Annotated in this window: 24 protein-coding genes; 18 read left to right on the top strand and 6 right to left on the bottom strand. The window is 42.4% G+C overall.

The features are described from left to right. Positions 1–71 precede the first annotated feature (71 nt). The 12 genes from Q8M62_RS04690 to Q8M62_RS04635 all read left to right on the top strand — a co-directional run bounded on the left by Q8M62_RS04690 (position 72) and on the right by Q8M62_RS04635 (position 11,989). Positions 72–896 carry a universal stress protein gene (locus Q8M62_RS04690; protein ID WP_304901749.1) on the top strand — a complete coding sequence of 275 codons (825 nt, stop codon included), beginning with the start codon at positions 72–74 and terminating at the stop codon, positions 894–896. Positions 897–1,171: 275 nt separating this feature from the next. Further along, entirely contained in the window at positions 1,172–1,348 is a 177-nt protein-coding gene (locus Q8M62_RS04685) for a hypothetical protein (protein ID WP_304901748.1), read from the top strand. A gap of 11 nt (positions 1,349–1,359) precedes the next feature. Further along, positions 1,360–1,995, top strand: coding sequence for a pseudouridine synthase (locus tag Q8M62_RS04680; RefSeq protein WP_304901747.1), 636 nt, complete (start codon positions 1,360–1,362; stop codon positions 1,993–1,995). A gap of 118 nt (positions 1,996–2,113) precedes the next feature. After that, complete coding sequence (locus Q8M62_RS04675; protein ID WP_304901746.1) at positions 2,114–3,085, top strand: MoxR family ATPase; 972 nt, start codon at positions 2,114–2,116, stop codon at positions 3,083–3,085. Positions 3,086–3,274: 189 nt separating this feature from the next. Further along, a complete protein-coding gene (locus Q8M62_RS04670; RefSeq protein WP_304901745.1) occupies positions 3,275–6,106 on the top strand; it encodes a TonB-dependent receptor in 2,832 nt (943 codons plus the stop codon). 20 nt (positions 6,107–6,126) lie between these two features. After that, positions 6,127–7,971, top strand: a complete 1,845-nt coding sequence (locus tag Q8M62_RS04665; protein WP_304901744.1) for an Ig-like domain repeat protein — start codon at positions 6,127–6,129, stop codon at positions 7,969–7,971. Between the two features lie 82 nt (positions 7,972–8,053). Continuing rightward, positions 8,054–8,620, top strand: a complete 567-nt coding sequence (locus tag Q8M62_RS04660; protein ID WP_304901743.1) for a hypothetical protein — start codon at positions 8,054–8,056, stop codon at positions 8,618–8,620. Positions 8,621–8,766: 146 nt separating this feature from the next. Continuing rightward, positions 8,767–9,000: a thioredoxin family protein gene (locus Q8M62_RS04655; RefSeq protein ID WP_304901742.1), complete on the top strand. Its 234-nt coding sequence runs from the start codon at positions 8,767–8,769 to the stop codon at positions 8,998–9,000. A gap of 9 nt (positions 9,001–9,009) precedes the next feature. Further along, entirely contained in the window at positions 9,010–9,987 is a 978-nt protein-coding gene (locus tag Q8M62_RS04650) for a permease (protein WP_304901741.1), read from the top strand. A gap of 144 nt (positions 9,988–10,131) precedes the next feature. Then, entirely contained in the window at positions 10,132–10,842 is a 711-nt protein-coding gene (locus Q8M62_RS04645; protein ID WP_304901740.1) for an acetolactate decarboxylase, read from the top strand. Positions 10,843–10,974: 132 nt separating this feature from the next. After that, positions 10,975–11,544, top strand: coding sequence for a hypothetical protein (locus tag Q8M62_RS04640; RefSeq protein ID WP_304901739.1), 570 nt, complete (start codon positions 10,975–10,977; stop codon positions 11,542–11,544). Position 11,545: 1 nt separating this feature from the next. Then, positions 11,546–11,989 carry a DinB family protein gene (locus tag Q8M62_RS04635; protein WP_304901738.1) on the top strand — a complete coding sequence of 148 codons (444 nt, stop codon included), beginning with the start codon at positions 11,546–11,548 and terminating at the stop codon, positions 11,987–11,989. Between the two features lie 3 nt (positions 11,990–11,992). Here Q8M62_RS04635 and Q8M62_RS04630 read toward each other — a convergent pair whose 3' ends face one another. Together Q8M62_RS04630 and wecB are read right to left on the bottom strand one after the other, a co-directional pair. Next, positions 11,993–12,475 (bottom strand): cupin domain-containing protein, encoded by a 483-nt coding sequence (locus tag Q8M62_RS04630; protein ID WP_304901737.1) that lies wholly within the window; start codon positions 12,473–12,475, stop codon positions 11,993–11,995. 3 nt (positions 12,476–12,478) lie between these two features. Further along, positions 12,479–13,570 carry a non-hydrolyzing UDP-N-acetylglucosamine 2-epimerase gene (gene wecB, locus Q8M62_RS04625; RefSeq protein ID WP_304901736.1) on the bottom strand — a complete coding sequence of 364 codons (1,092 nt, stop codon included), beginning with the start codon at positions 13,568–13,570 and terminating at the stop codon, positions 12,479–12,481. Between the two features lie 132 nt (positions 13,571–13,702). Between wecB and Q8M62_RS04620 the strand changes: the two genes are divergently transcribed. The 4 genes from Q8M62_RS04620 (at position 13,703) to Q8M62_RS04605 (ending at position 17,244) form a co-directional block, all read left to right on the top strand. Continuing rightward, the gene (locus Q8M62_RS04620) at positions 13,703–14,368 is read left to right on the top strand and encodes a hypothetical protein (protein ID WP_304901735.1); all 666 of its coding nucleotides are present in this window, start codon (positions 13,703–13,705) and stop codon (positions 14,366–14,368) included. A gap of 3 nt (positions 14,369–14,371) precedes the next feature. Beyond that, positions 14,372–16,075: a capsule assembly Wzi family protein gene (locus Q8M62_RS04615; protein WP_304901734.1), complete on the top strand. Its 1,704-nt coding sequence runs from the start codon at positions 14,372–14,374 to the stop codon at positions 16,073–16,075. A 16-nt stretch (positions 16,076–16,091) separates the two neighbouring features. Further along, positions 16,092–16,607 (top strand): peptidylprolyl isomerase, encoded by a 516-nt coding sequence (locus Q8M62_RS04610; RefSeq protein WP_304901733.1) that lies wholly within the window; start codon positions 16,092–16,094, stop codon positions 16,605–16,607. 127 nt (positions 16,608–16,734) lie between these two features. Further along, positions 16,735–17,244, top strand: coding sequence for a DUF6252 family protein (locus Q8M62_RS04605; RefSeq protein ID WP_305352577.1), 510 nt, complete (start codon positions 16,735–16,737; stop codon positions 17,242–17,244). Between the two features lie 129 nt (positions 17,245–17,373). On the opposite strand, the gene Q8M62_RS04600 is transcribed toward Q8M62_RS04605, so the two are convergent. After that, positions 17,374–18,195 carry a hypothetical protein gene (locus Q8M62_RS04600; protein WP_304901731.1) on the bottom strand — a complete coding sequence of 274 codons (822 nt, stop codon included), beginning with the start codon at positions 18,193–18,195 and terminating at the stop codon, positions 17,374–17,376. Positions 18,196–18,295: 100 nt separating this feature from the next. Further along, positions 18,296–18,769, bottom strand: a complete 474-nt coding sequence (rlmH, locus tag Q8M62_RS04595; protein ID WP_304901730.1) for a 23S rRNA (pseudouridine(1915)-N(3))-methyltransferase RlmH — start codon at positions 18,767–18,769, stop codon at positions 18,296–18,298. Between the two features lie 187 nt (positions 18,770–18,956). On the opposite strand from rlmH, the gene Q8M62_RS04590 reads away from it, so the two are divergent. Continuing rightward, a complete protein-coding gene (locus Q8M62_RS04590) occupies positions 18,957–19,457 on the top strand; it encodes a fasciclin domain-containing protein (RefSeq protein ID WP_305668044.1) in 501 nt (166 codons plus the stop codon). Between the two features lie 47 nt (positions 19,458–19,504). Here the strand turns inward: Q8M62_RS04590 and Q8M62_RS04585 are convergent, their stop codons facing one another. Further along, entirely contained in the window at positions 19,505–19,975 is a 471-nt protein-coding gene (locus tag Q8M62_RS04585; RefSeq protein WP_304901729.1) for a YcxB family protein, read from the bottom strand. Positions 19,976–20,126: 151 nt separating this feature from the next. On the opposite strand from Q8M62_RS04585, the gene Q8M62_RS04580 reads away from it, so the two are divergent. Continuing rightward, positions 20,127–20,357 (top strand): hypothetical protein, encoded by a 231-nt coding sequence (locus tag Q8M62_RS04580; protein WP_304901728.1) that lies wholly within the window; start codon positions 20,127–20,129, stop codon positions 20,355–20,357. On the opposite strand, the gene Q8M62_RS04575 is transcribed toward Q8M62_RS04580, so the two are convergent. Continuing rightward, positions 20,354–20,767 (bottom strand): Fur family transcriptional regulator, encoded by a 414-nt coding sequence (locus Q8M62_RS04575; protein WP_304901727.1) that lies wholly within the window; start codon positions 20,765–20,767, stop codon positions 20,354–20,356. The two genes, Q8M62_RS04580 and Q8M62_RS04575, sit on opposite strands and share 4 nt — an antisense overlap. Between the last annotated feature and the right edge of the window lie 56 nt (positions 20,768–20,823).

Below are 20,823 nucleotides of genomic sequence, written 5' to 3'. Positions count from 1 at the left end.
CCTGCTTTTCTTCCAATAAATTCCCCGACTTAAAAGGATAAATTAGCATAATCAACCAAAACTCTTACGACATGAAGATAGGCGCGAAGGTATTACTGCTGACCGATTTTTCCCAAATTTCAGGGTACGCCACGGACTACGCCTTGGAGATTGCTTCCAAGCTCAAGGCGAAGGTGGAGATTTTGCATATTTTGAATACGCCCGTGGATTGGGTGAAATTGGCTAAAGAAAAAGAGCAATACTACCCGGAAACGCTACGGGCAATCGCTTCAGCCAAATCAAAGTTGAATAGTGTAGTGGAAGAATTCCAGAGGGCTGGCGTAAGTACTATGTCCTCATTGGTTTTTAACTTTGGGCCTGAAAATGTCCACGACCATGTGCAAAAAGCTGGTTCAGACCTGGTGATCATGGGCTCATCCGGTCTTCAAGGATCCAAAAGTTTCCGTGTTATTGGTTCAAATGCACAGCGGGTTTTGCGGAATGTGAAAGTTCCGGTATTGGTAGTCAAAAAAGGGAACGGAAAACCCGAGATTAAAACAATTGCTTTTGCGACTACACTTCTGGAAAATCAAAAGAAGTCATTTTTGATTTTAAAAGAATTTGCCGCATTACTGGGAGCTAAAATAAAATTGGTCTTCATTAACACGCCTTACAATTTTGTAGAAACTGAGGAATTTGAAAAACGGCTGGAGAAATTTGGCAATCCTGAAGATGTCACGCTCATCAATGCCTTGGATTTGGAACTTGGGATAATATTTCTGGAAAAGAAAAACAGACCGGATGTGATCGTTACGGCCAAAACAGAAAAGTTTGGAGTAACTCGTATAATTGATCCAAGTTTTACCGAAAACCTGGTAAGACTGTATGATCTCCCTGTTCTTTCATTCCATATTTAAGAAGGCAGCAGAAAAATTAATTTGAAACCGGGCATTTGGGTGCATTGGTTTCTGTGTGCGTATAAAAAAAACTGGCAACGCCCTCCTCTTCAAATGATTAAAAATTGAATATCTACAGCCCTACCCACCTGCATCAAGTATACCTGCCTGAGGCATGCAGGCACAATTCCAATTGGCTGCATTTTTGAACGTTGTTTTCCTAAAATGAATGAACCTTTTCTTATGAGAATTGGCTATTTTAACTACTCATTCACCACTTAAACCTAACCACTTTTATGACCGAACAACAAAAACGCGCACTCGAAGATGCAATTGCAGCTTTGAAAGGGAAACTGACCGGTGACATGTTTGCCGATATGGAAACCCGGGATGAAATCCACAACCTGGAGATGCAACTCAAAGGAGTAAAACCGATGGACTCTCATTTTGATTGTATAGGCTGCGGAAGCTAATCACTACTGACTTGGCCAGATACTTTATTATTTACAAACCCTTTGGGGTTTTGACACAATTCACCGGAGAGGAGCCCACCCTGGCTTCTCTCGGTGCTTTTCCAAAAGATGTCTACCCGGTGGGTCGGCTGGATAAAGACAGTGAGGGACTACTCCTGATCACCGACGATAAGGTGCTCAACCATCATTTACTCAATCCCCGTTTCGGACATCAACGCACCTATTACGCCCAAGTCGAGGGGATTCCTACCCCGGAGGCCATGGCACAACTTCGAAACGGAGTCACCATCAACGTCGATGGACGGGACTATCAGACCAAGCCAGCTTTGGCCAAACTGTTGGATCCGGCTCCTGTCTTGCCAGATCGGAATCCTCCCATCCGCTACCGGGCGGCCATTCCTGATACCTGGATCGAATTGACTTTGATCGAAGGAAAAAACAGGCAAGTGAGAAAAATGACCGCAGCGGTAGGGTTTCCTACCCTTCGTCTGGTCCGCTACTCCATGGAAAAAATCAACATCAAAGGCATGCAGGCCGGAGATATACTCGAACTGGATGAAAAGACAGTATATCACCAGTTGGGGCTTACGGGCTTTGCCAAAACGGGAACAGCACAGAATAAAGGCAAAAATTTTAAGCGATCTTAAAAAATCCTAAAAACCGATCAGGTTTTGGGCATTACCGCTGCTAAGAATTAAGATTGTTGGTTGGTTCAAAATCCCCTATTTTAGGCTCGCCATTTAGGCATAAAAAAATTTGTATTTCATGCATCAGGAAAAAATCGCTGAGGTTATTCAGGAAGTAAAAAAAGTGGTTGTCGGTCAGGACAAAATGGTCAATCGACTGATGATTGGGCTGTTTACCAATGGACATATTTTATTGGAAGGTGTACCGGGATTGGCAAAGACGCTGACAGTAAACACGCTTGCCAAAGTTCTCCACCTGGATTTCAACCGGATTCAGTTTACGCCGGATTTGCTTCCCTCAGATTTGATCGGAACGATGATTTATAATCAGCAGAATGCAAGCTTTGAGGTTAAAAAAGGGCCAATCTTCGCCAATGTGATTTTGGCAGATGAGATCAACCGTTCACCGGCAAAGGTACAGTCCGCTCTCTTGGAGGCCATGCAGGAGAAGCAGGTGACGATTGGAGAGACAACCTACGCATTGGATAAACCTTTTTTGGTTTTGGCTACCCAAAACCCCGTAGATCAGGAAGGGACCTATCCTCTGCCGGAAGCGCAGGTGGACCGATTCATGATGAAAGTTCACATCGACTATCCTAGTAAGTCTGATGAGATGGAAGTCATGCGCCGTATGTCCAACATGCAGTACACCACTGAAGTCAGACCGATCTTGTCCAAACAGGACATTTTTGATATTCGCAATGAAATCAATGCGGTCAACATTGCCGAGCCATTGGAACACTACATCATCGAGTTGGTGTTTGCAACTAGATTTCCCGCCCAGTATGGGTTAAAGGATGAGGCAAAGTACATCATGTTTGGTGTTTCGCCACGTGCCAGCATCAATTTGAATCTCGCCGCAAAGGCCGTTGCATTCATGGACGGCAGGGATTATGTATTGCCTGAGGACATCAAGGAAATCGCTGAAGATGTGTTGAACCACCGGATTTTGCTCAATTATGAAGCGGAAGCAGATAACGTCAATACCAGAACTTTAATAAAAACACTCCTTGAAAAAGTACCGATTAATAAAACGGTAACATTGAAATAATATTCAAAAGCCTCGCTTTCAAAGCGTACAAGGCCCTTTAAAATCCGAAGCCATCACAATATGAAAAAATTGTGATGGCTTTCACTTTTTTAAGACTCCTCCACTTAAAACAAAGATAATCTTTCGTACCCACTCAATTAACATTGGTAACCCACCTTTGCGGTGCTTGTACACATGTTTAATCGTTTTATGAAAAAAATCTTTACAGTTGTCATTTACTTATGCCTGATTGTGGTCGGGGTAAATGCACAAACAGGGTCAATTAGAGGGACTATTATCGATAAAGGTTCAAAGGAGACCATTATCGGTGCTAATTTAAGAATAGAAGGGACTACCCTTGGTGCCATTACCGACATCAACGGGCAGTATGAAATCACAGGAATTACGCCGGGGATTTTTGATCTAACAATCAGCTATGTGTCTTACAAAACCCTTCAAATCAACGGGGTTGAAGTTTTTGCTGATAAGATCACGATGCTTAACCTGGATCTGGAAGAGGATCTCGGTGAATTGGGAGAAGTGGTAGTGATGGCTGCCAGAGAAACCAATACGGACATTGCAATTATCTCAGAAATTAGAAAATCTTTTCAAGTGGTCAGTGGAATGTCTGCAGAGCAGATTTCACTTTCATTGGACAGAGATGCCGCTCAAGTAATCAGAAGAGTACCGGGTATTACTATCACGGAGAATAATTTTGTGCAGATTCGGGGTTTAGGAGCAAGGTACAATCCTGTTCAACTCCACAATGCCTTTGCACCCTCAGTGGAGGCGGATATTAAATCTTTCAATTTCAATATTCTGCCAAGTTCCCAATTGGATAGAATGTTGGTTTACAAATCTCCATCACCAGATATATCGGGTGATTTCTCAGGTGGTTTGGTAAAGATTTACACGAAAAGTATTCCCGAGGAGAATCTTGTTACGCTGGATTATTCCACGCAATTTAGGTCAGGAACTACTTTTGATACATTTAGAAACCAACAACGGTCTGATATTCATTGGACAGGATTCAATAATGGATACATAGACCTTCCGGATAATTTTCCTGCAAGTCTGAGAGACAGTAGACTGACAAGAGATGAATTGGTTGCTGCAGGTCGTTCACTTGCCAATGTTTGGGAACCTGAAACAAGAACTGCAGGATTGGATCAGCGGGTAAGTCTTACAGGAGCTTTCAAATTTAATCTTGGTAACAAAATCAAGGTAGGAAATATCACTTCATTAAATTACAGTAATTCGTATTCCAATTTTGGAATCGAGAGAGGTGATTACAACCAATTTGATCAAGAAAGCGGAAATCGTTCCATCATTTTTTCATACCTAGATCAACAGTATACCCAATCCATCAGAACAGGTTTGATTCACAATTGGGCTTTTAGAATTGGTCAAAAAAGCTTGATTGAGTTCAAAAATCTCTACAATCAAAATTCCATTTCCCAATATGTTGACAGATATGGAAATAACCTGGAGGCTCAGCAATTCGCGGATTTAGCCTTTGGTTCCTATGACCAAGTTTATAGAGGAATTTATTCCGGTCAATTGTTAGGGAATCACAGTTTCATGAATGAAACCCTGAAATTGGATTGGATGGCAGGCTACAGTTCATCTAACAGAGATCAGCCTGACTACAAGCGATACAGAAAGGATATTGACATTGACACTGGTTTGGGTCAGTTATACATTCCGCCAGGACAAGCCGTATCTGACTTTTTGGGACGTTTTTATTCGGAAATGAATGAAAATGCAATTACTGGTTCTTTTGGATTGTCAAAGATTTTGAAGTTTAAAGGTTTAATAGACTTTGCGCCTGAGATTAAAGGTGGTGTTTTCTACGAAAAAAAGGAGCGAACCTTTAATGCAAGAAACATCGGTTATGTAAGACCAGTGGCAGGTTTTAATCAAGATTTGGCTTCCCTGGAAGTTTGGCAACTACTCGCGCCTCAAAATATAAACTACCAAGGCGGAGTAAGAATAGATGAACAATCTAACCCATCAGACAGCTATACAGCCAGTAACGAGTTGATCGCATTTTATGGAATGGTCAACCTGCCAATTACTTCTAAACTCAATGCATTGGTTGGTGCTAGATATGAGGGAAACACCCAAATCTTGAATTCGGCAACATTTACCAATCAGCCCGTAAATGTCAATTATCCGATCAATAGACTTCTTCCTTCAGCGAATCTTAGTTACAATATTACCAGCAAGTCTTTGTTTAGACTTGCCTACGGAGAGACATTGAACAGACCTGAGTTTAGAGAATTAGCGCCATTCGGGTTCTATGATTTCAATACCAACTTTACCAATAGAGGAAATCCTGATTTGCAGACACCGAGAATCCACAATATGGATTTTAGATTTGAAGCCTACCCAAGTGCTTTTGAAACTATCAGTGTCGCGCTATTCTACAAATATTTTGATCGGCCTATAGAAACAGTATTTATTCCAGGCGCAGGTTCACAAGGTGCAAAAGCCTTCACATTTGGAAATGCGGAATCAGCAGTAAGCTACGGAGTCGAATTGGAGATGAAAAAGTCCTTCTCTGGAATGACCCAGTCAAGTTTTGTGGACAGGCTTAATCTGGTTTTTAACGCGGCTTTGATCAAGTCAGAAGTCGATTTGGGTGCCTTAGCAGTCGGTCAATCTTCCAATCGTCCCCTTCAAGGTCAAGCTCCATATATCGTCAATGCCACACTTTCTTACACAGATGAACTGAAGGGTTGGCAAATCAACACCCTTTACAATGTGGTAGGTCGGAATATCATTTTCGTGGGTTTCGACGCTTATCCTGACATCTACCTTATGCCAAGAAATGTACTTGATGTCACTATCGTGAAGCGAGTCTCCGACAGATTTAAAATTAAAGTAGGCGTATCAGATATCCTCAATGAGAAAAATCTTTTACTCCAGGATGCAAATGAGGACGGAGTTTTTGATCCGAAATCCGATAACATCATGCAGGGTTTTACCCCGGGATCAGTTTTCAGTCTAGGTTTCTCATACGATTTATATAGAAAATAAAACCAGTTAATTAATTAATCATGAAAAGACCAATTCAGTTTTTCTCCAAATCCAGATGGATAAATTTAGTAGCAGCTTTGCTGCTTACTACTGCCATCTTCTCTTGTGAAGACGATCCGGAACCAGCAGTTCCCCCTGTAGTTTCTGCTTCTACCAATGCACTGTCCGGTATCCCTGGTTCTGAAGTTACGGCAACCATCAATGCTGAAGCCAAAGGAGGATTATCAGCTATCAAAATCAGAAGAAACGGTATTCCTGATGCGGCCTTTCCTGATGCTACATTCAACGGAATTGTTACCACTGGAAGCTATGAGTTCAAATTTAGAATTCCCACAACCTTTAATGAAGGTGATCAGGTGGTTTTCTTGTTCAATTCCGTGGATAAAGCGGGTTTGACTTCAACTGATGCAGTTATCACTGTAACAGCTAATGCTATCCCTAATAAGCCAATTGTAGAAGTAACAGGTACAATTACCGCTAATACCACTTGGACTAGAGGGAATATTTACCGCCTCAATGGATTTGTGAGAGTTGGAAATGACCCAGCTATTGGTACAATACCTGCGAAGGACTCAGGTCCAACCTTGACCATTGAACCAGGTACTGTAATTTATGGAGACAGAGAAACAAAAGGCACTTTAATTGTCCAAAGAGGAGCGAAGATTATCGCAAATGGCACTGCAGCCTTACCAATTGTATTTACTTCTGAAGCTCCGGTTGGTTCAAAAGAGCCTGGTGACTGGGGAGGATTGGTAATCTGCGGTAGAGCTTCTAATAATCAAGCTAATGGTTACTTCGAGTTAGAAGGTGGCTATGCAGCATGGTCAGGTGGTGGTTCGGCACCTGATGATGATGATAATTCAGGTTCATTAAAATATGTTAGACTTGAGTATGCTGGAGTTCCAATTAACCCAAATCAAGAAGTTAATTCTTTGACAATGGGTGCTGTGGGTAGAGGAACTACTATTGAATATGTACAGGCCACTTATGGTTTGGATGATGCATTCGAATGGTTTGGAGGAACAGTAAATGCTAAATACCTAGTCGCATTCAAAGGTTTAGATGATGATTTCGATGTTGATTTTGGATTCTCTGGTTTTGTTCAGTATGGTCTTGGCGTAAGAGGTGCAACTCTTGCCGATCAATCAGGTTCCAATGGTTTTGAAGTTGATAACGATGGTCAAGGTTCTTTGACTGCTCCATTTACTTCTGGAACTTTTTCTAACATCACTATCATTGGTCCAAAAGCGACTAGAGAAACTCCGGTATCACTTCAGTTCCAATCTGCTGCTCACTTGAGAAGATCTAACAGATTGAAGATTCACAATTCATTCTTTACGGGCTATCCAAACGGAATCTTCATTGATGGAACAAATACTGTGAATCATGCCGCTTCCGGTGAATTGGTTCTTAAGAATAACGTTCTTGCCGGTGTAGATAACTGGGGAGGTAATGGATTTGGATCAGCTGGGACGATTTTCACAACTGCACCAGCAAATGGTGCCAACCATCCAAATGCACCAAGAGGCTTTAGAGTAGGTGCGGGTACAGCTTCATTCTCGAATGGTGTATTTACCTTGACCCAACTTCCTATTGCAGATAAGACAGCAGAGGCATGGTTCTTGGAAAACAATCAGATTCTAAACAAGTGGCAAGATGCTGGTATCGATCCAACACTATTTGCCACAAATTCTCCTAAGGTTACGCCTAATGCAGGTTCTGTCTTGTTGACTGGAGCTAGCTTTACAGGTTTACCTTCCTTCTTTACCCCTGTTACCTTCCGTGGTGCTTTTGGTACTACTGATTGGACTGCAGGTTGGGTTGAGTGGGTTCCTGAATTGAAAGACTATTCAAAAGGTCTTTAAGAGTAAACATTTAATCTTTTTTGATAAAGGGATGAGTGATCGTCCCTTTATCTTTTTTACTTCGTTCCAAAATAAATTAAACATGCGATTCAGTTTTCTTAGTCTAGTTTTGATTGTGATTTTACTTACAGGTTGTGGACCTAAATTGACCCCAAAGGACTTTGGCTACTATTTCAAAGAAAAAGAGCAGGAAGAAATAATGGCTAAAATTATTTCCTACATCTATATCACACCAAAAGGCGTGATCAAATCTCAACGGATGCTTCCGGAGAACAGACCTTTTTATATGAAAGAGGTTCCCAATTTTGAAATGGTTAGATTTTTCAAAGATGCAGAAGGACGGTATTTATTCTACTTAGTGCGTCCGGCAAGAAATGTCAACAATCATAAGCGAGGAGTAGCAGGTGTATTTACTTTGGATGATAAAGGCGAGATAGATTATTTCGAAGAGGTTTTCGTAACTAAAATGATACCTGAGGTTGATGTTAAAAATTTTGGGAATGTCATTTTCGATGATTTTGTCAGTGGGAAAGGTAAAATAGAGATGAATCCTCTGCGAGAGGATTTTATAGAATTTCCCAGCCTCATGTCAGTTTACGATTTTGAAGAAAAAGAATGGACCTATAAGGAGCCTGTTTCATTGGAATAAACTTATTTACCTCCCATTTAAATTCTTAGAGTCACCAGAGTCAGTCAGGTGGCTTTTTTCATTTTTCGGGGTGATTAAAGTCACCTGTTAGATAGTTTATTTATCGTTATTTTACGATGAATCAATTTTTCCAAAATCTGACATTAATGAAAACGATCAAAATCCTCGGAACAGGCTGTCCCAAATGCAAACAGACAGAGTCTGTGATCAACGAAGCACTTGCCCTATCAGGTCAGCAAGCAGAAGTCATCAAGGTGGAAGACATCCAAAAAATCATGGAATACAATGTCATGAGTACTCCGGCAATCGTGGTGGATGAGGTACTGAAAATGAAAGGTAAGGTGCCAACGGTTTCTGAGGTTTTGGCGCTTCTCGCTTAAGCTGTTGCTATGTTCGATTGGTTACAAAACCTCGCCGACTGGCTGGTTTACGGTGTTTTTGGATTGGAGGAAAGTTCAAAGCTAGGGATAGCTGTAAACTTTTTCTTCTACGACACGATCAAGATTCTGATCCTCTTGATGCTCATCACTACGCTGATGGGATTGGTCAACGCCTATTTCCCTGTTGAGCGGTTGCGTGACTTCCTTCAGCGAAAAAAATTGTACGGACTCGAAAATCTCCTTGCTTCATTTTTTGGAGCGATTACGCCCTTTTGTTCCTGCTCTTCTGTTCCCTTATTCATTGGATTTGTACAAGGTGGGATTCCTCTGGGAGTCACTTTTTCATTCCTGATTACTTCACCCCTAGTCAATGAAATAGCACTTGCTATGTTCATAGGCTTGTTTGGGATCAAGTTTACCGTGATTTATGCAGTCACCGGTATTTTGCTTGGAACCATTGGTGGAATGGTCCTGGGCAGGATGGGACTCGAAAAATACCTTTCCGATTGGGTTCAGAATCTGATTAAAGCCAAAACAGAGGCAAGTGAAGCGTATCGAGCCGAGCAGGTTCCTTTCAAGGAGCGATTGAAGGCGGTGTTACATGAGGCTTGGGGGATTGTCAAAAGCATTGTCATCTACGTCATCATAGGTATCGGGATCGGTGCTGCAATGCATGGATATGTTCCGGAGAACTTCTTTGCCCAATATTTGGGTTCCGGTCAGTGGTGGACGGTTCCATTCGCGGTTATCTTGGCTGTCCCCCTTTATTCCAATGCGGCGGGGATCATTCCGGTCATTCAGGTATTAGTAGCCAAGGGTGTTCCGATCGGGACTTCGATCGCTTTTATGATGGCGACGATTGGGCTTTCGATTCCTGAGGGAACATTGCTCAAAAAGGTCATGTCTACCCGTTTAATAAGTATTTACTTCGGGGTGGTGACACTTTTTATTATTATCTCAGGATTCATTTTCAATTTTATCTTATGAAATCGAGCTTGTCTGCCACAAGCAGGCCTGCCTGAGGCAGACAGGCATGCCCCTATTTGTGTCACACGGAGAAGTGATTATTCGTAATGCGAGATTCTCCCGATTAAAGATCGGGATGGCCTTAAAAAAACAAAATAGAAACACATGAAAAAATCAGCACTCTTATTTGGTTTGTTTATTTCATTTTCCACGTTAAATGCACAGGTGAGGCATGTCGGGGCGATGAGTGAGATGGGAAAAAGCGGATTTGCTCCGACCATTTCGCTGGATTCACTTCGAAAGTACAAAGGCTTGATTGCCTTGGGCCCTTTGGGTAAAATGCAAGGTGAAATCACCGCTGTGGATGGCATTCCTTATACCGGTATTGTGACTCCCGAAGGAAAAGGAAGTATCCAATCCGAATGGCAGGTCGAGGCCCCTTTTTTGGTGTACGCAAATGTGGAGGAATGGGAAAAAATCCCCATTCAAGGCCAAGTGGGGTCCATTCAGGAATTGGAGAAGCTTATTGAATCAACTTTGATGGCGAATGGTGTGGATCTGATGACCCCATTGCCTTTTCGGATCGAGGGGAAGTTTGACCGAATGACCACGCACATTGTGACCCCGAGATCTGCAGACATTCCCGGCTATGTGGAAGGAAGAAATCAAGCCAATTATGAACATCAGGGAGAATCGGGAGAGTTGATTGGATTCTATTCCAGAGAAGGACAGCGCATCTACACTCATCATGACAGCTTTATGCATGTTCATTTTCTAAGTGAGAATAGAGATTTTGCAGGTCACCTGGATAGGTTTCAAAGTAAGCTTGATCAAATGGTTATTTATTTTCCCAAGGAAAGAATAGCAGGGAATTAGAGAAATAGGATTTACTCCTTTATCTTGATCCGATGATGTCCTCAATTATAGCCAGTAAAGATTCTCCCGAAACAAGCCTGCCTGTGACAGACAGGTATGGGATAGATCACATGGCCGTTAAAAAATAAAACTATGAAGCACCTTTTCATTATTGCTCTTTTCAGTATTCAATTTTCAGTGTTTTCTCAGGAAAAATCAGCAGCTACACAGTTTTGGGATGCACTTTCCGCACATTGCGGCAAAGCCTACGAAGGGAAATTGGTCTCACCGGAGTCTGACCCGAGATTTTCCGGAAGGCTGGTGATGCATGTCCGAAGTTGCGAAGACGGGAGATTAAGAATCCCTTTTTTCGTCGGAGATGACAGATCCAGAACTTGGGTTTTGACGATGGAAGGTGACCTGATCAAGTTAAAGCATGACCACCGACACGAAGATGGCTCGGAAGATAAAATCACGCAGTATGGGGGAACGGCTTCAAATACGGGTTTCTCGGCGATGCAAATATTCCCTGCTGATCAGGAGACCACTGACCTCATCCCCTACGCTGCCGGAAATGTATGGTGGATTACAGTGGATGAAACTTCATTTACTTATAACCTGAGAAGAACTGGATCGGAGACTTTTTTCTCAGTAAAGTTTGACCTGACGACGCCAATTGAACTGCCTCAAGCTCCGTGGGGATGGGCTGAAAACTCGAATTAAGATGAAGAATGCTTCGCTTGTAGATCTTTGGAAGGAAGGAAGAACTCGATTCACCAAACTGCTCGACGCAATACAAGAATCTGATCTCCCCAAAAAAAATGGCGCTAGTCCAAACTCAGCGGGATTCCTGATCCGACATATTGCTGAGGTAGAATTATTGTTTTCCAAAAATGTCTTTGGCCTTGGAGAGGTGAAAATCGTGGCCAAAACCCTGATTGCAGGAAAAGACACGGGTGAATGGACCAATCTCGATGAACTCAGAGAAATTGTCGCTTATGCCGGAGAAATGCTCGAAAAGGCGATTTTGATTCAGGAAAATTGGGATGATATCATTGAGACTAAGGAGTTTGGTCGTAAATCAAGATCCGAAGCTTTGGGAAGAATCTCCACGCATACCGCTTACCATGCGGGACAGCTTGCCCTAATTCTTAAATACGGAAGGTAATTCTTAAGTGAGTTTTCGTATGATTTGCGCAGCGTCAGGGAAAATTGGCAGTAAATCCTCAGCCTTGAACAATTCAAAATCCCTGAAATCAAAACCGGGAGCCACTACACAAGACACCAAACTGTAACTGTTTGGCTCATCTACCGAACTTCCAAAAATTGTTTCAGCCTTGACCAGGTGTTGGGGAAGCGAATGCTGATTGTCCACCGGACCAAGTTTTAGGATTTCATGTCCTTTTGCTCCGAGTAAATGCACCGAAAGTGGGCTACCCTCATGCCAAAACCAAAGTTCATCGCATTTGATCCGGTGAAAATGGGAGACATCCTGAGAGCGAAGCAAGAAAAATATAGACGTGATCAGTTGTCTTTTGCCCGCGGGGGTTTCCAGATCGCTATCCGAGCGGTAAGTTTCTGAATAAAATCCACCCTCAGGATGGGATTTCATCTGAAGTTTTTCAACCAATTCCTGAATTCTGTTTGTCGTCATTGTTTAATAAGAATTGACCAAGATGTCCACAATCCGCTCCGCAGTCTTTCCATCCCAAAGTGGAATTCCCTGGTATTGTTTCCATTCCCCCTTCATGATTTTTTCAAGGAAAGGCTTCAGTTTTTTAGGATCAGTTCCGACCAGTTCATTTGTTCCCAAGTGAATCGTTTCGGCTCGCTCGGTATTGTCCCGAAGGGTGATGCATGGAATATTCATTACGGATGTTTCTTCAGTGATCCCTCCTGAGTCAGTGATCACACCTTTGGCATTTTTTACCAAATAGTTGAACTCCAGGTAGCCCAGGGGTTCGCACATGTGGAGGTTTGGGGCTTGGATACCCAGGTTTTGAAGGTTCTTCGCCGTCCGTGGGTGAACGGGAAATAGGATTGGCAAACCTTGCGTACCTTCCAAAATGGCATCAATCATTGCCTTAAGGGAATGCTCTTGGTCTACATTGGCCGGGCGGTGCATGGTCATGACAAAGTAATTTCCAGCCTTCAGGCTTTCAAATACTGGCCCTTCAGGGCTTTTGAAATTAGACATCTGGGCCTTCAGCGTGTCGATCATCGTATTTCCCACGAAATGGATCTTTTCTTCCGATACACCTGCTTTTCTGAGATTGGTATTTGCGATTTCAGAAGTAGTGAAAAAGTGATCTGTGATACTGTCAGTCACCATTCGATTGATTTCCTCCGGCATGCTTAGATCTCCCGAACGAATTCCCCCTTCTACATGAGCGACATCGATCTGAAGTTTTTTGGCAGCAATCGAACAAGCCAATGTACTTGTCACATCTCCTACGACGATAACAAGGTCTGGCCGGTTTTCCATGAGTTCCTTTTCAAAAGCGATCATGATGGCAGCAGTCTGCTCGGCTTGCGTTCCACCGCCCCCGCCTAGGTTGGCATCCGGTTCGGGGATATTAAGCTGATCAAAAAAGTCGCCTGACATCTTCTTATCGTAGTGCTGACCGGTATGTACGAGGCGGAAGTGAACATCAACACCAGCTTTTTGTTTTTTCTGAAAAGCGTGAATGATCGGAGCGATTTTCATGAAATTGGGTCTAGCTCCGGCTACAATTGTAAAAATGGACATAGGTAGATTGAAATGTTTCGTCAAAATTAATTATTCGTTCCAGCTCCATAGCCTCTTTGAGTATATTCCTTTCAAACTTTTGGTAGGTTTTTTGTTTCTTTGCCAAGAAGTTTTTTGAGTAAATCTGAATAAATGGCAAAATTTAATTGGCTGATCGAATTGAGGGCGTGGATATTTTTTGGATTGATTTGTTCTACGACCGCCTGTCTACCTACAGTGGAAATGGAGAAGGTGGTATACTCCAATGACTTCTCCGACCTGAACCTTGCAGGATTTGAAAATGGGAAACTCTTTATTTTCCAGAATGATACGGTGGCAGGGTACTACCACAATGAGGAGGTCGCTGCTAAAATATCTGATCTTCCCCCTCATAACTTTCTTAAAGTAACAGTGGATATCCTCATCCATGACAGTTGGGATGGCAATCCCAATGACAGTCTATCCGGCCCGGATTATTGGTACATGGGCTATGACAATACAGAAGTTTTCCGGACGACGTTTTCAAACTCTCCCTGTGCTCCTACTTATTGCCTTTACCAATCTTATCCCAATGAATTCTTTCGTCAGAATGTTCCCAAATTGGGCGCCACCCAAACCAACCTACCGGGGCTGTGTATCTTTGGTGCATTTCCAAATTACACGACCCGCTACGCTGTTTCGAGACTCATCCCACATTCCAATTCAAGTGTGAGAGTTTACATGGGGGCAGAATTGCTCCAGGGAAATTCCCCTGATCCCATTTGCGATGAGTCCTGGTCAATAGCCAAAATTGAAGTTGTAGCCATTCAGACAAATTAAGAAATGAAAAAAGCTGTAAAGTGTCTGGCGGTTTCGGTTTTTTGCCTTTTTATTTTGGCGGTCAATTCGACTGCTTTTTCCCAAACTATTCCGGTGGGCACGCCTGTATTGGATGATTATCTGAGAAGGTTGCAATTGCTCGGAACGTTGGATTCTGCCTCTTCTTGGATGATTCGACCCCTGTATCCTGCTGAAGCTTTTGGGATCGTCAATGGCTTTGATTTGGACAGTTCGGTCGTTGATCTGGATAATTCATTTTTTCACCGGACAATAGGGAAAAAAGGGAAAGGTAAATTCCTCACGCTACCCGGCACATATAAGGTTCAGTACAACTCTACTTATGCCTTTGGTGTAAATGACGGGGCCTTCATCCCCAACCGCGGGATACAGCAAATATTTAGTCCCGGAGTCTATGCGGAATACGGTAAGTTCAGCCTGCAATTGCAGCCGGAAGTTCTACTGGCACAGAACAAAGATTACATCGGATTCCCGATCGAGCATCAGGCGACCATTCTGTTCTATTACGAATACATGAATCGAATAGACCTGCCCGAGCGGTTTGGAAAAGGGGCTTTCAATCGGTTTTATCTTGGACAATCCAGCTTTAGGTTTAATCTGAAGGAATACTCTATTGGCCTTTCGACCGAAAATCTGTGGTGGGGCCCAGGTCGCAGGAATTCGCTCCTTTTGGGGAATAATGCCCCTGGCTTTCTTCATTTCACCCTCAACACCCGCAAACCTGTCAAAACTCCTATTGGCTCCTTCGAAGCACAGTCTGTTTCCGGATTTTTGAAATCCACGGATTTTCTTCCCCCTTGGCCAGACTATTCCATTCAGGAAAATCCTGTACTTATTCCAAAACCTGAGGACGGGAATCGATTCCTGTCAGGATTGATTCTGACCTATCAGCCAAAGTGGGTTCCGGGACTCTTCTTGGGTTATGGTTCGGTAAATCATCTATACCGCAGCGATGTGTCTGGTTTGGATGATATTATTCCGATTTTTAACGGGCGAAAAGGGCCTGCCAATGCTTTCGATCCAATTCGTGACAAAAGGCAACAGTTTAGCTCAGGCTTTTTCAGATGGCTGAGTCCTGCCGGACGGTTTGAGTTTTACGGAGAATATGGAACAAGGGGTAACAGCAGAAAACTCGAGGAATTCATGACTACTCCCGAACAGGGAAGAGCTTTCACCTTTGGGTTTGCGCATTTAATGGGCTTGAAAAAGCCGGGAAGATTCCTTGAAATCAGCTCCGAAATGACACTTTCTGGTCAGACCATACGGGAAGAAATCCGTCAGTTGCGAACTTGGTATATCCATGACCATGTGCGCCACGGCTATACGCATCAGGGCCAAGTCCTCGGAATAGGTAATGGGCCTGCAGCAAATCAGCTTTTCCTTGGCTTTGCATGGGTCGAAGGGTTGAAAAAAATCGGACTTCAGTTTGAGCGGATTGAGTATAATAATGATTTCTATTATTACCGATATGAAGCATCAAAGGATTTCAGAAATAAGTACGTGGATTTGGTCTTTACCCTGGCCCCTGAATGGAAGTTTGGAGACTTACTGCTGTCAGGGAAATTCCAGCATGTGAATACCCTGAATTATAAATGGTTTTTGGAAAATCAGCCCGATCAATATTTTGTGCCTGGGTTTGACCGAAAAAACTTTGTTGGGCAAATTGGCCTGACTTACATGTTTAGATAATTGATCTGAAGAAATAATGAAAGCAGAAAAAGATAAAGTAGTGGCTGTAGCCTACACCCTTCGAGTTGATGACGGAGAGACCGGACAGGAAATTTATGAAACAGTCACAGCGGAGAGTCCATTTTACTTCTTGTTTGGGTATCAAAATGTCCTGCCCAAGTTTGAGGAATCAATATTAGGTAAAGCAGCCGGAGAGTCTTTTTCAGTGTCTATTGATTTCGAAAATGGCTATGGAGATTACGATGACTCCAAAAAAGTGATCATTCCCAAAGCGCAGTTTAAGGATGAAGGGAAGAAAAACAAAGCGTTGCTCAGGGTTGGGAATGTGATCCCGATGCAGGATGACAAAGGCAACCAAATGCGGGGAGAAATTATGAAAGTGGATTACCTGGGCGTTCACATGGATTTCAACCCTCCCTTGGCAGGCTATGATTTATATTTTGAGGGAAAAATAATTTCCATCCGGGAGGCCCAAGCTGTGGAGATCGAACACGGCCATGTGCATGGGCCCGATGGGCACCATCACCATTGATTGTACGTAAAAAATCCACGCTTACACAGATGCCCTTTTCAGATTGAATAGGGCATTTGTCGTATGGTGGAGGTGTGTTTGGCAGGGTAATTTTGAACAGTTCATTTTTAAAATCCTAACCAAACACATGATGAAGATTACAGTAGAAATTTTGAGAAAAGTATCCTTGCTTTTGTTTTTCATCGCCTTCATGGCATGCTCGAGTGAGGATGGACAAGACGTCTCCGGTGCTAAGGAGGAATTTTCCGGAGATGTGGCAGGAGTGGGCACGATCAGTGCGTCCAAAGACTTTGATACCGTGTCGGGAACCAAAATCACCGCTGCAGGTACCACGGTGATGACCCTGCAGGGGACTGATAATTCCGGGAAGGGCTTTATGCTCAGATTTACCACTTATAATGGACCCGGCACCTATGACCTCGGCTTTGCCAATATCGCTAATTCTGCCACTTATATAGGTGGTGTCGCAGTGGGGCAGCAGTATTCAACAGCCTATCAGGGCACATCAGGGAAAATTACGGTGACCGCAGATGATGGAAAAAGAATAGAGGGAACCTTCGAGTTTGTGGGAAAGGTGAACAACACCTCCGCTTCAATGACCGTGACCAACGGAAAATTCAAGGTCAATTTACAGTAAGAATTACGCCCCTAAAGCCAGCTAAGGTGAAGTGAATTATTTTTTGAAAGGAGCAATTTAGCTTGATTGGGGTGATGAAGCTGAAATTGCATTCGGCCTCTTGGGATTCTGAGAGGCCGATTTTACATTTTACTTTGTTGCAATAATTCTATAGGACATCTCCATGCTAAGTTCTCGAAGCCCTAGAATACGATCTGAAGGATAAAGTATAGTTGCTTTGGACAATTGATCAATTGCATGCCCAAAATCATACGAATTAAAATGAATAATAGCGTCGTTGTAATATTGAAGTCCTGCCAACTGATGTAGGCTAACCTTCCTGAAAATCGAATTATCACCGTAATGGATCTCAGGACCTGCAAGACTTTGGTTTAATGATTTTAGTTGTGCAAATTCTCCCACCCTGTAAGATTCTAAATATTTCTTTACCTCAGTGGGGTAAATGATCATGCCTCCTATTGGTAGGGTACTCTCCAAAACAATTTTTTTATCATTAAAATTTACCAGTATAAAAGCGTGGTAATCTGTCTCCACAATATCGTAGGCGAATCCATATCGATCTAGTAATAAACCAAGCGCAGCAGATCCACTGACACAGTTAAATTTGCCTTCTGTCAGCATGTCGTTGAAGGTAGAATGCGGCTCATATGTTTTGAACAGCCTATGATTTGTTTTTTCAAAAATCAATCTTAAAAATTTAAGGTCAGGGCTACTTTTTGAGGCTTTATTGTCCAGTTCTTCTACCAAGTCGACCCACGCTTGATTAGATACGCTTTGGTCTGCTTGTACTGCCATAAAAAGCAACAATGGATTGGTAGTCCCGGATTGCCAGAAATTTTTTTCTGTCTCCGACTGGAAATTGAGGTTTTCGGGCACCAATAGGATTTCCTGAGATCTGGATACCTGAACCAGTCCTGCGAGAATAAACCATGTGAGTAGCGCCTTTTTCACCTGAGATGAAGCTAATGTTATCTGAATTGTTCAAAGTTAACAATTCGGTAACATTAGGAAAGTGTTTGGCTAAAAACTTAACAGTGAGTACTTCAGGTACTCATTCGTGGTGGTAAGGCTCGTTTCTCAGGATGGTAAAAGCCCGATAAAGCTGTTCGATCAAAAAAGGTCTGATCATTTGATGCGAAAAAGTCATTTTGGAAAGCGAAATCTTTCCGTTTCCACGACTATAGACCGCGTCCGAAAAACCATAAGGGCCTCCAATGACCAATACCAATTGCTTAAGTCCCGAATTCATTTTTTTCTGCAGAAATTCAGAGAATTCGATAGAGGAAAAAGTTTTGCCCCGCTCGTCCAATAAGATCAGTTCATCAGCGCTTTGAATTTTTTTGAGGATCAAATCTCCTTCTTTTTCTTTTTGAATCTGCTCGGAAAGTGATTTGGTGTTTTTCAAATCCGGAATCACTTCCATCTCAAACCGGATGTAGAATCCCAAGCGGGTGGAATATTCTTCGATCAGTTTTTGAATGGCTGGATGATCAGTTTTTCCGATGGCGATGAGTTTGATTTGCATGCTTTAAAGATCGAAAAAAGTAGCAGGAAAATTTTCTAAATGTTTTTTAACAAAAACTAAACTCCAATTACACCCTGTCCTCACCGTATTTAATCGAATATACCCGTTCACGTTTCTTAACAAATCTTTGAAAAACAATTACTTGAAACAAGCTGTTCGAATTCCACTAACCAAAATTATTTCTACTATGAAAAAATTACTTTCTATTTTGATGGTGATGACGATTTTCTTCGCATCAGCCTTTACTCCCAAATCAACCAACGTTCATGAAGTCGACGCAGACATCGTAGACTTGGCGGTTGCCACTGAGTTCTTGTCCACTTTGGTAGCTGCAGTTCAAGCAGGTGACTTGGTAGGTGTACTTAAAAGTGAGGGACCATTTACAGTATTTGCGCCAACAAACGAGGCCTTTGCCAAGTTGCCGGCTGGAACTGTAGAAAACCTTTTGAAGCCTGAAAATAAGGCGCAACTGATAGCGGTATTGACGTATCATGTTGTGGCAGGCAAGGTAATGTCATCAGATCTGTCAAATGGTCAAAAGGCGAAAACTGTTCAGGGTTCTGAAATCACAGTTACGTTAAAAGACGGCAAAGCGATGATCGACAATGCTACTGTTATCACAGCAGATATTGAAGCAAGCAATGGTGTAGTACATGTCATTGATACCGTGATTTTGCCAAAAATGTAATTTCCGGTTAAACTAAAAAAAGCCCTCAATTGAGGGCTTTTTTTGTTTTAGATGAGTTCTTTCCGTTTCAGGATAGTCTCCAAAAATTTCTTCTCGTTTTCTGTATTGAAAATACGAAAGGGCAAGTGAATGAATTGGGCTTTGGAAAGATACAGGACAAAGGCATCTTTGGTGATTTCCACCCGCTTGATCATATTCCACTGAATGGGCATTCCTTCCCGGGCATTTATCTTCATCAGGATTTGTCTGCTGTCGATTTCGTAAGCCATTTTTTGAAAGATGGGTTTATTCTGTTCCATTTGAGTAACTCCTGCAAACTGAATAGTCCAAAATAAAACATAGAGACCGTAGGCAATCAGGGCTCCAATAAACCACCAAATCGAAGCGATCCACAGGTATCCAAAGCAAATGGAAAGAGCTATCAAAATGACCCACCATTGTTGCATTAGAATCGATTTTAATCCCATTTTGATGTAAGTTCCAGTGGGAAGCTGATATTTTTTTGTTTTGATAATCATCGGATACAAATTAGCGAGCGCAAATATCCACCTATCCGAGTGATTTAGCAAGTCGAAAAAAATCATAAATACAGCACATGGATTTAAACAAAAGGATTAATCGGTTGATTTAGAACATGTATTCGATTAACTTATCTGAAAATTTTTAGCCATGAACAGTCTGATCATTGATCTCTTTATGTGTGGTGTGGCTTACGTCATCTTAATCTATTTTGTAGCAACGATGACTAAAAACTCACTAAGAAGGGGAAATAGCAGTAATGACGATGGAGATGGAGGGATTGAGAATCTCACACCTCCTAAAATTGACTTGCCCCCCGGGGTCATTTGGCCCTCGGATTCTCCCAAAAAATCAAAAGCGCCGGAGCCGGCTGAATATTAATGGCATTTGTCACAAATCCCCTGTACTAGGAGATTCATTTCTTTTTTCTCAAATCCTGAGGGCAGTTTGATTTGAGGCAATGTGATTTCTTCCAGACAGGTTGTTTCTCCACAGGATTCGCATTTGAAGTGTACATGCTCATGGTTGTGCACATGTTTGGTTTCACCGTGAGCACAAAGGGCATACTTAGTAGCGCCACTGTCATCAAGAACTTTATGGATTAGATCTTTGTCCAAAAAAGTTTTTAAAGTGCGGTAGATGGTAACCCGATCAAATTGTTGATTGAGCTTATCCTCCAAGTCGGAATGTGAAAGGGCTACATTTTTATCCAAGAATTCTTGGATGATGTCCAATCGACAGTCGGTAATCCGGAGTTTATGGGATTGAAGTATGTAAAGAGGGCTAAGCATGACTTCTGTTTGAATGTCAAATTAACTCAAAAAATGGTAGTGAAAAAAAAGGCGCT

Source organism: Algoriphagus sp. (assembly GCF_030694375.1).
GTDB lineage: Bacteria > Bacteroidota > Bacteroidia > Cytophagales > Cyclobacteriaceae > Algoriphagus.
Note: the sequence above shows the minus strand (reverse complement) of the source record. Positions and strands in the feature narration are given on the sequence as shown.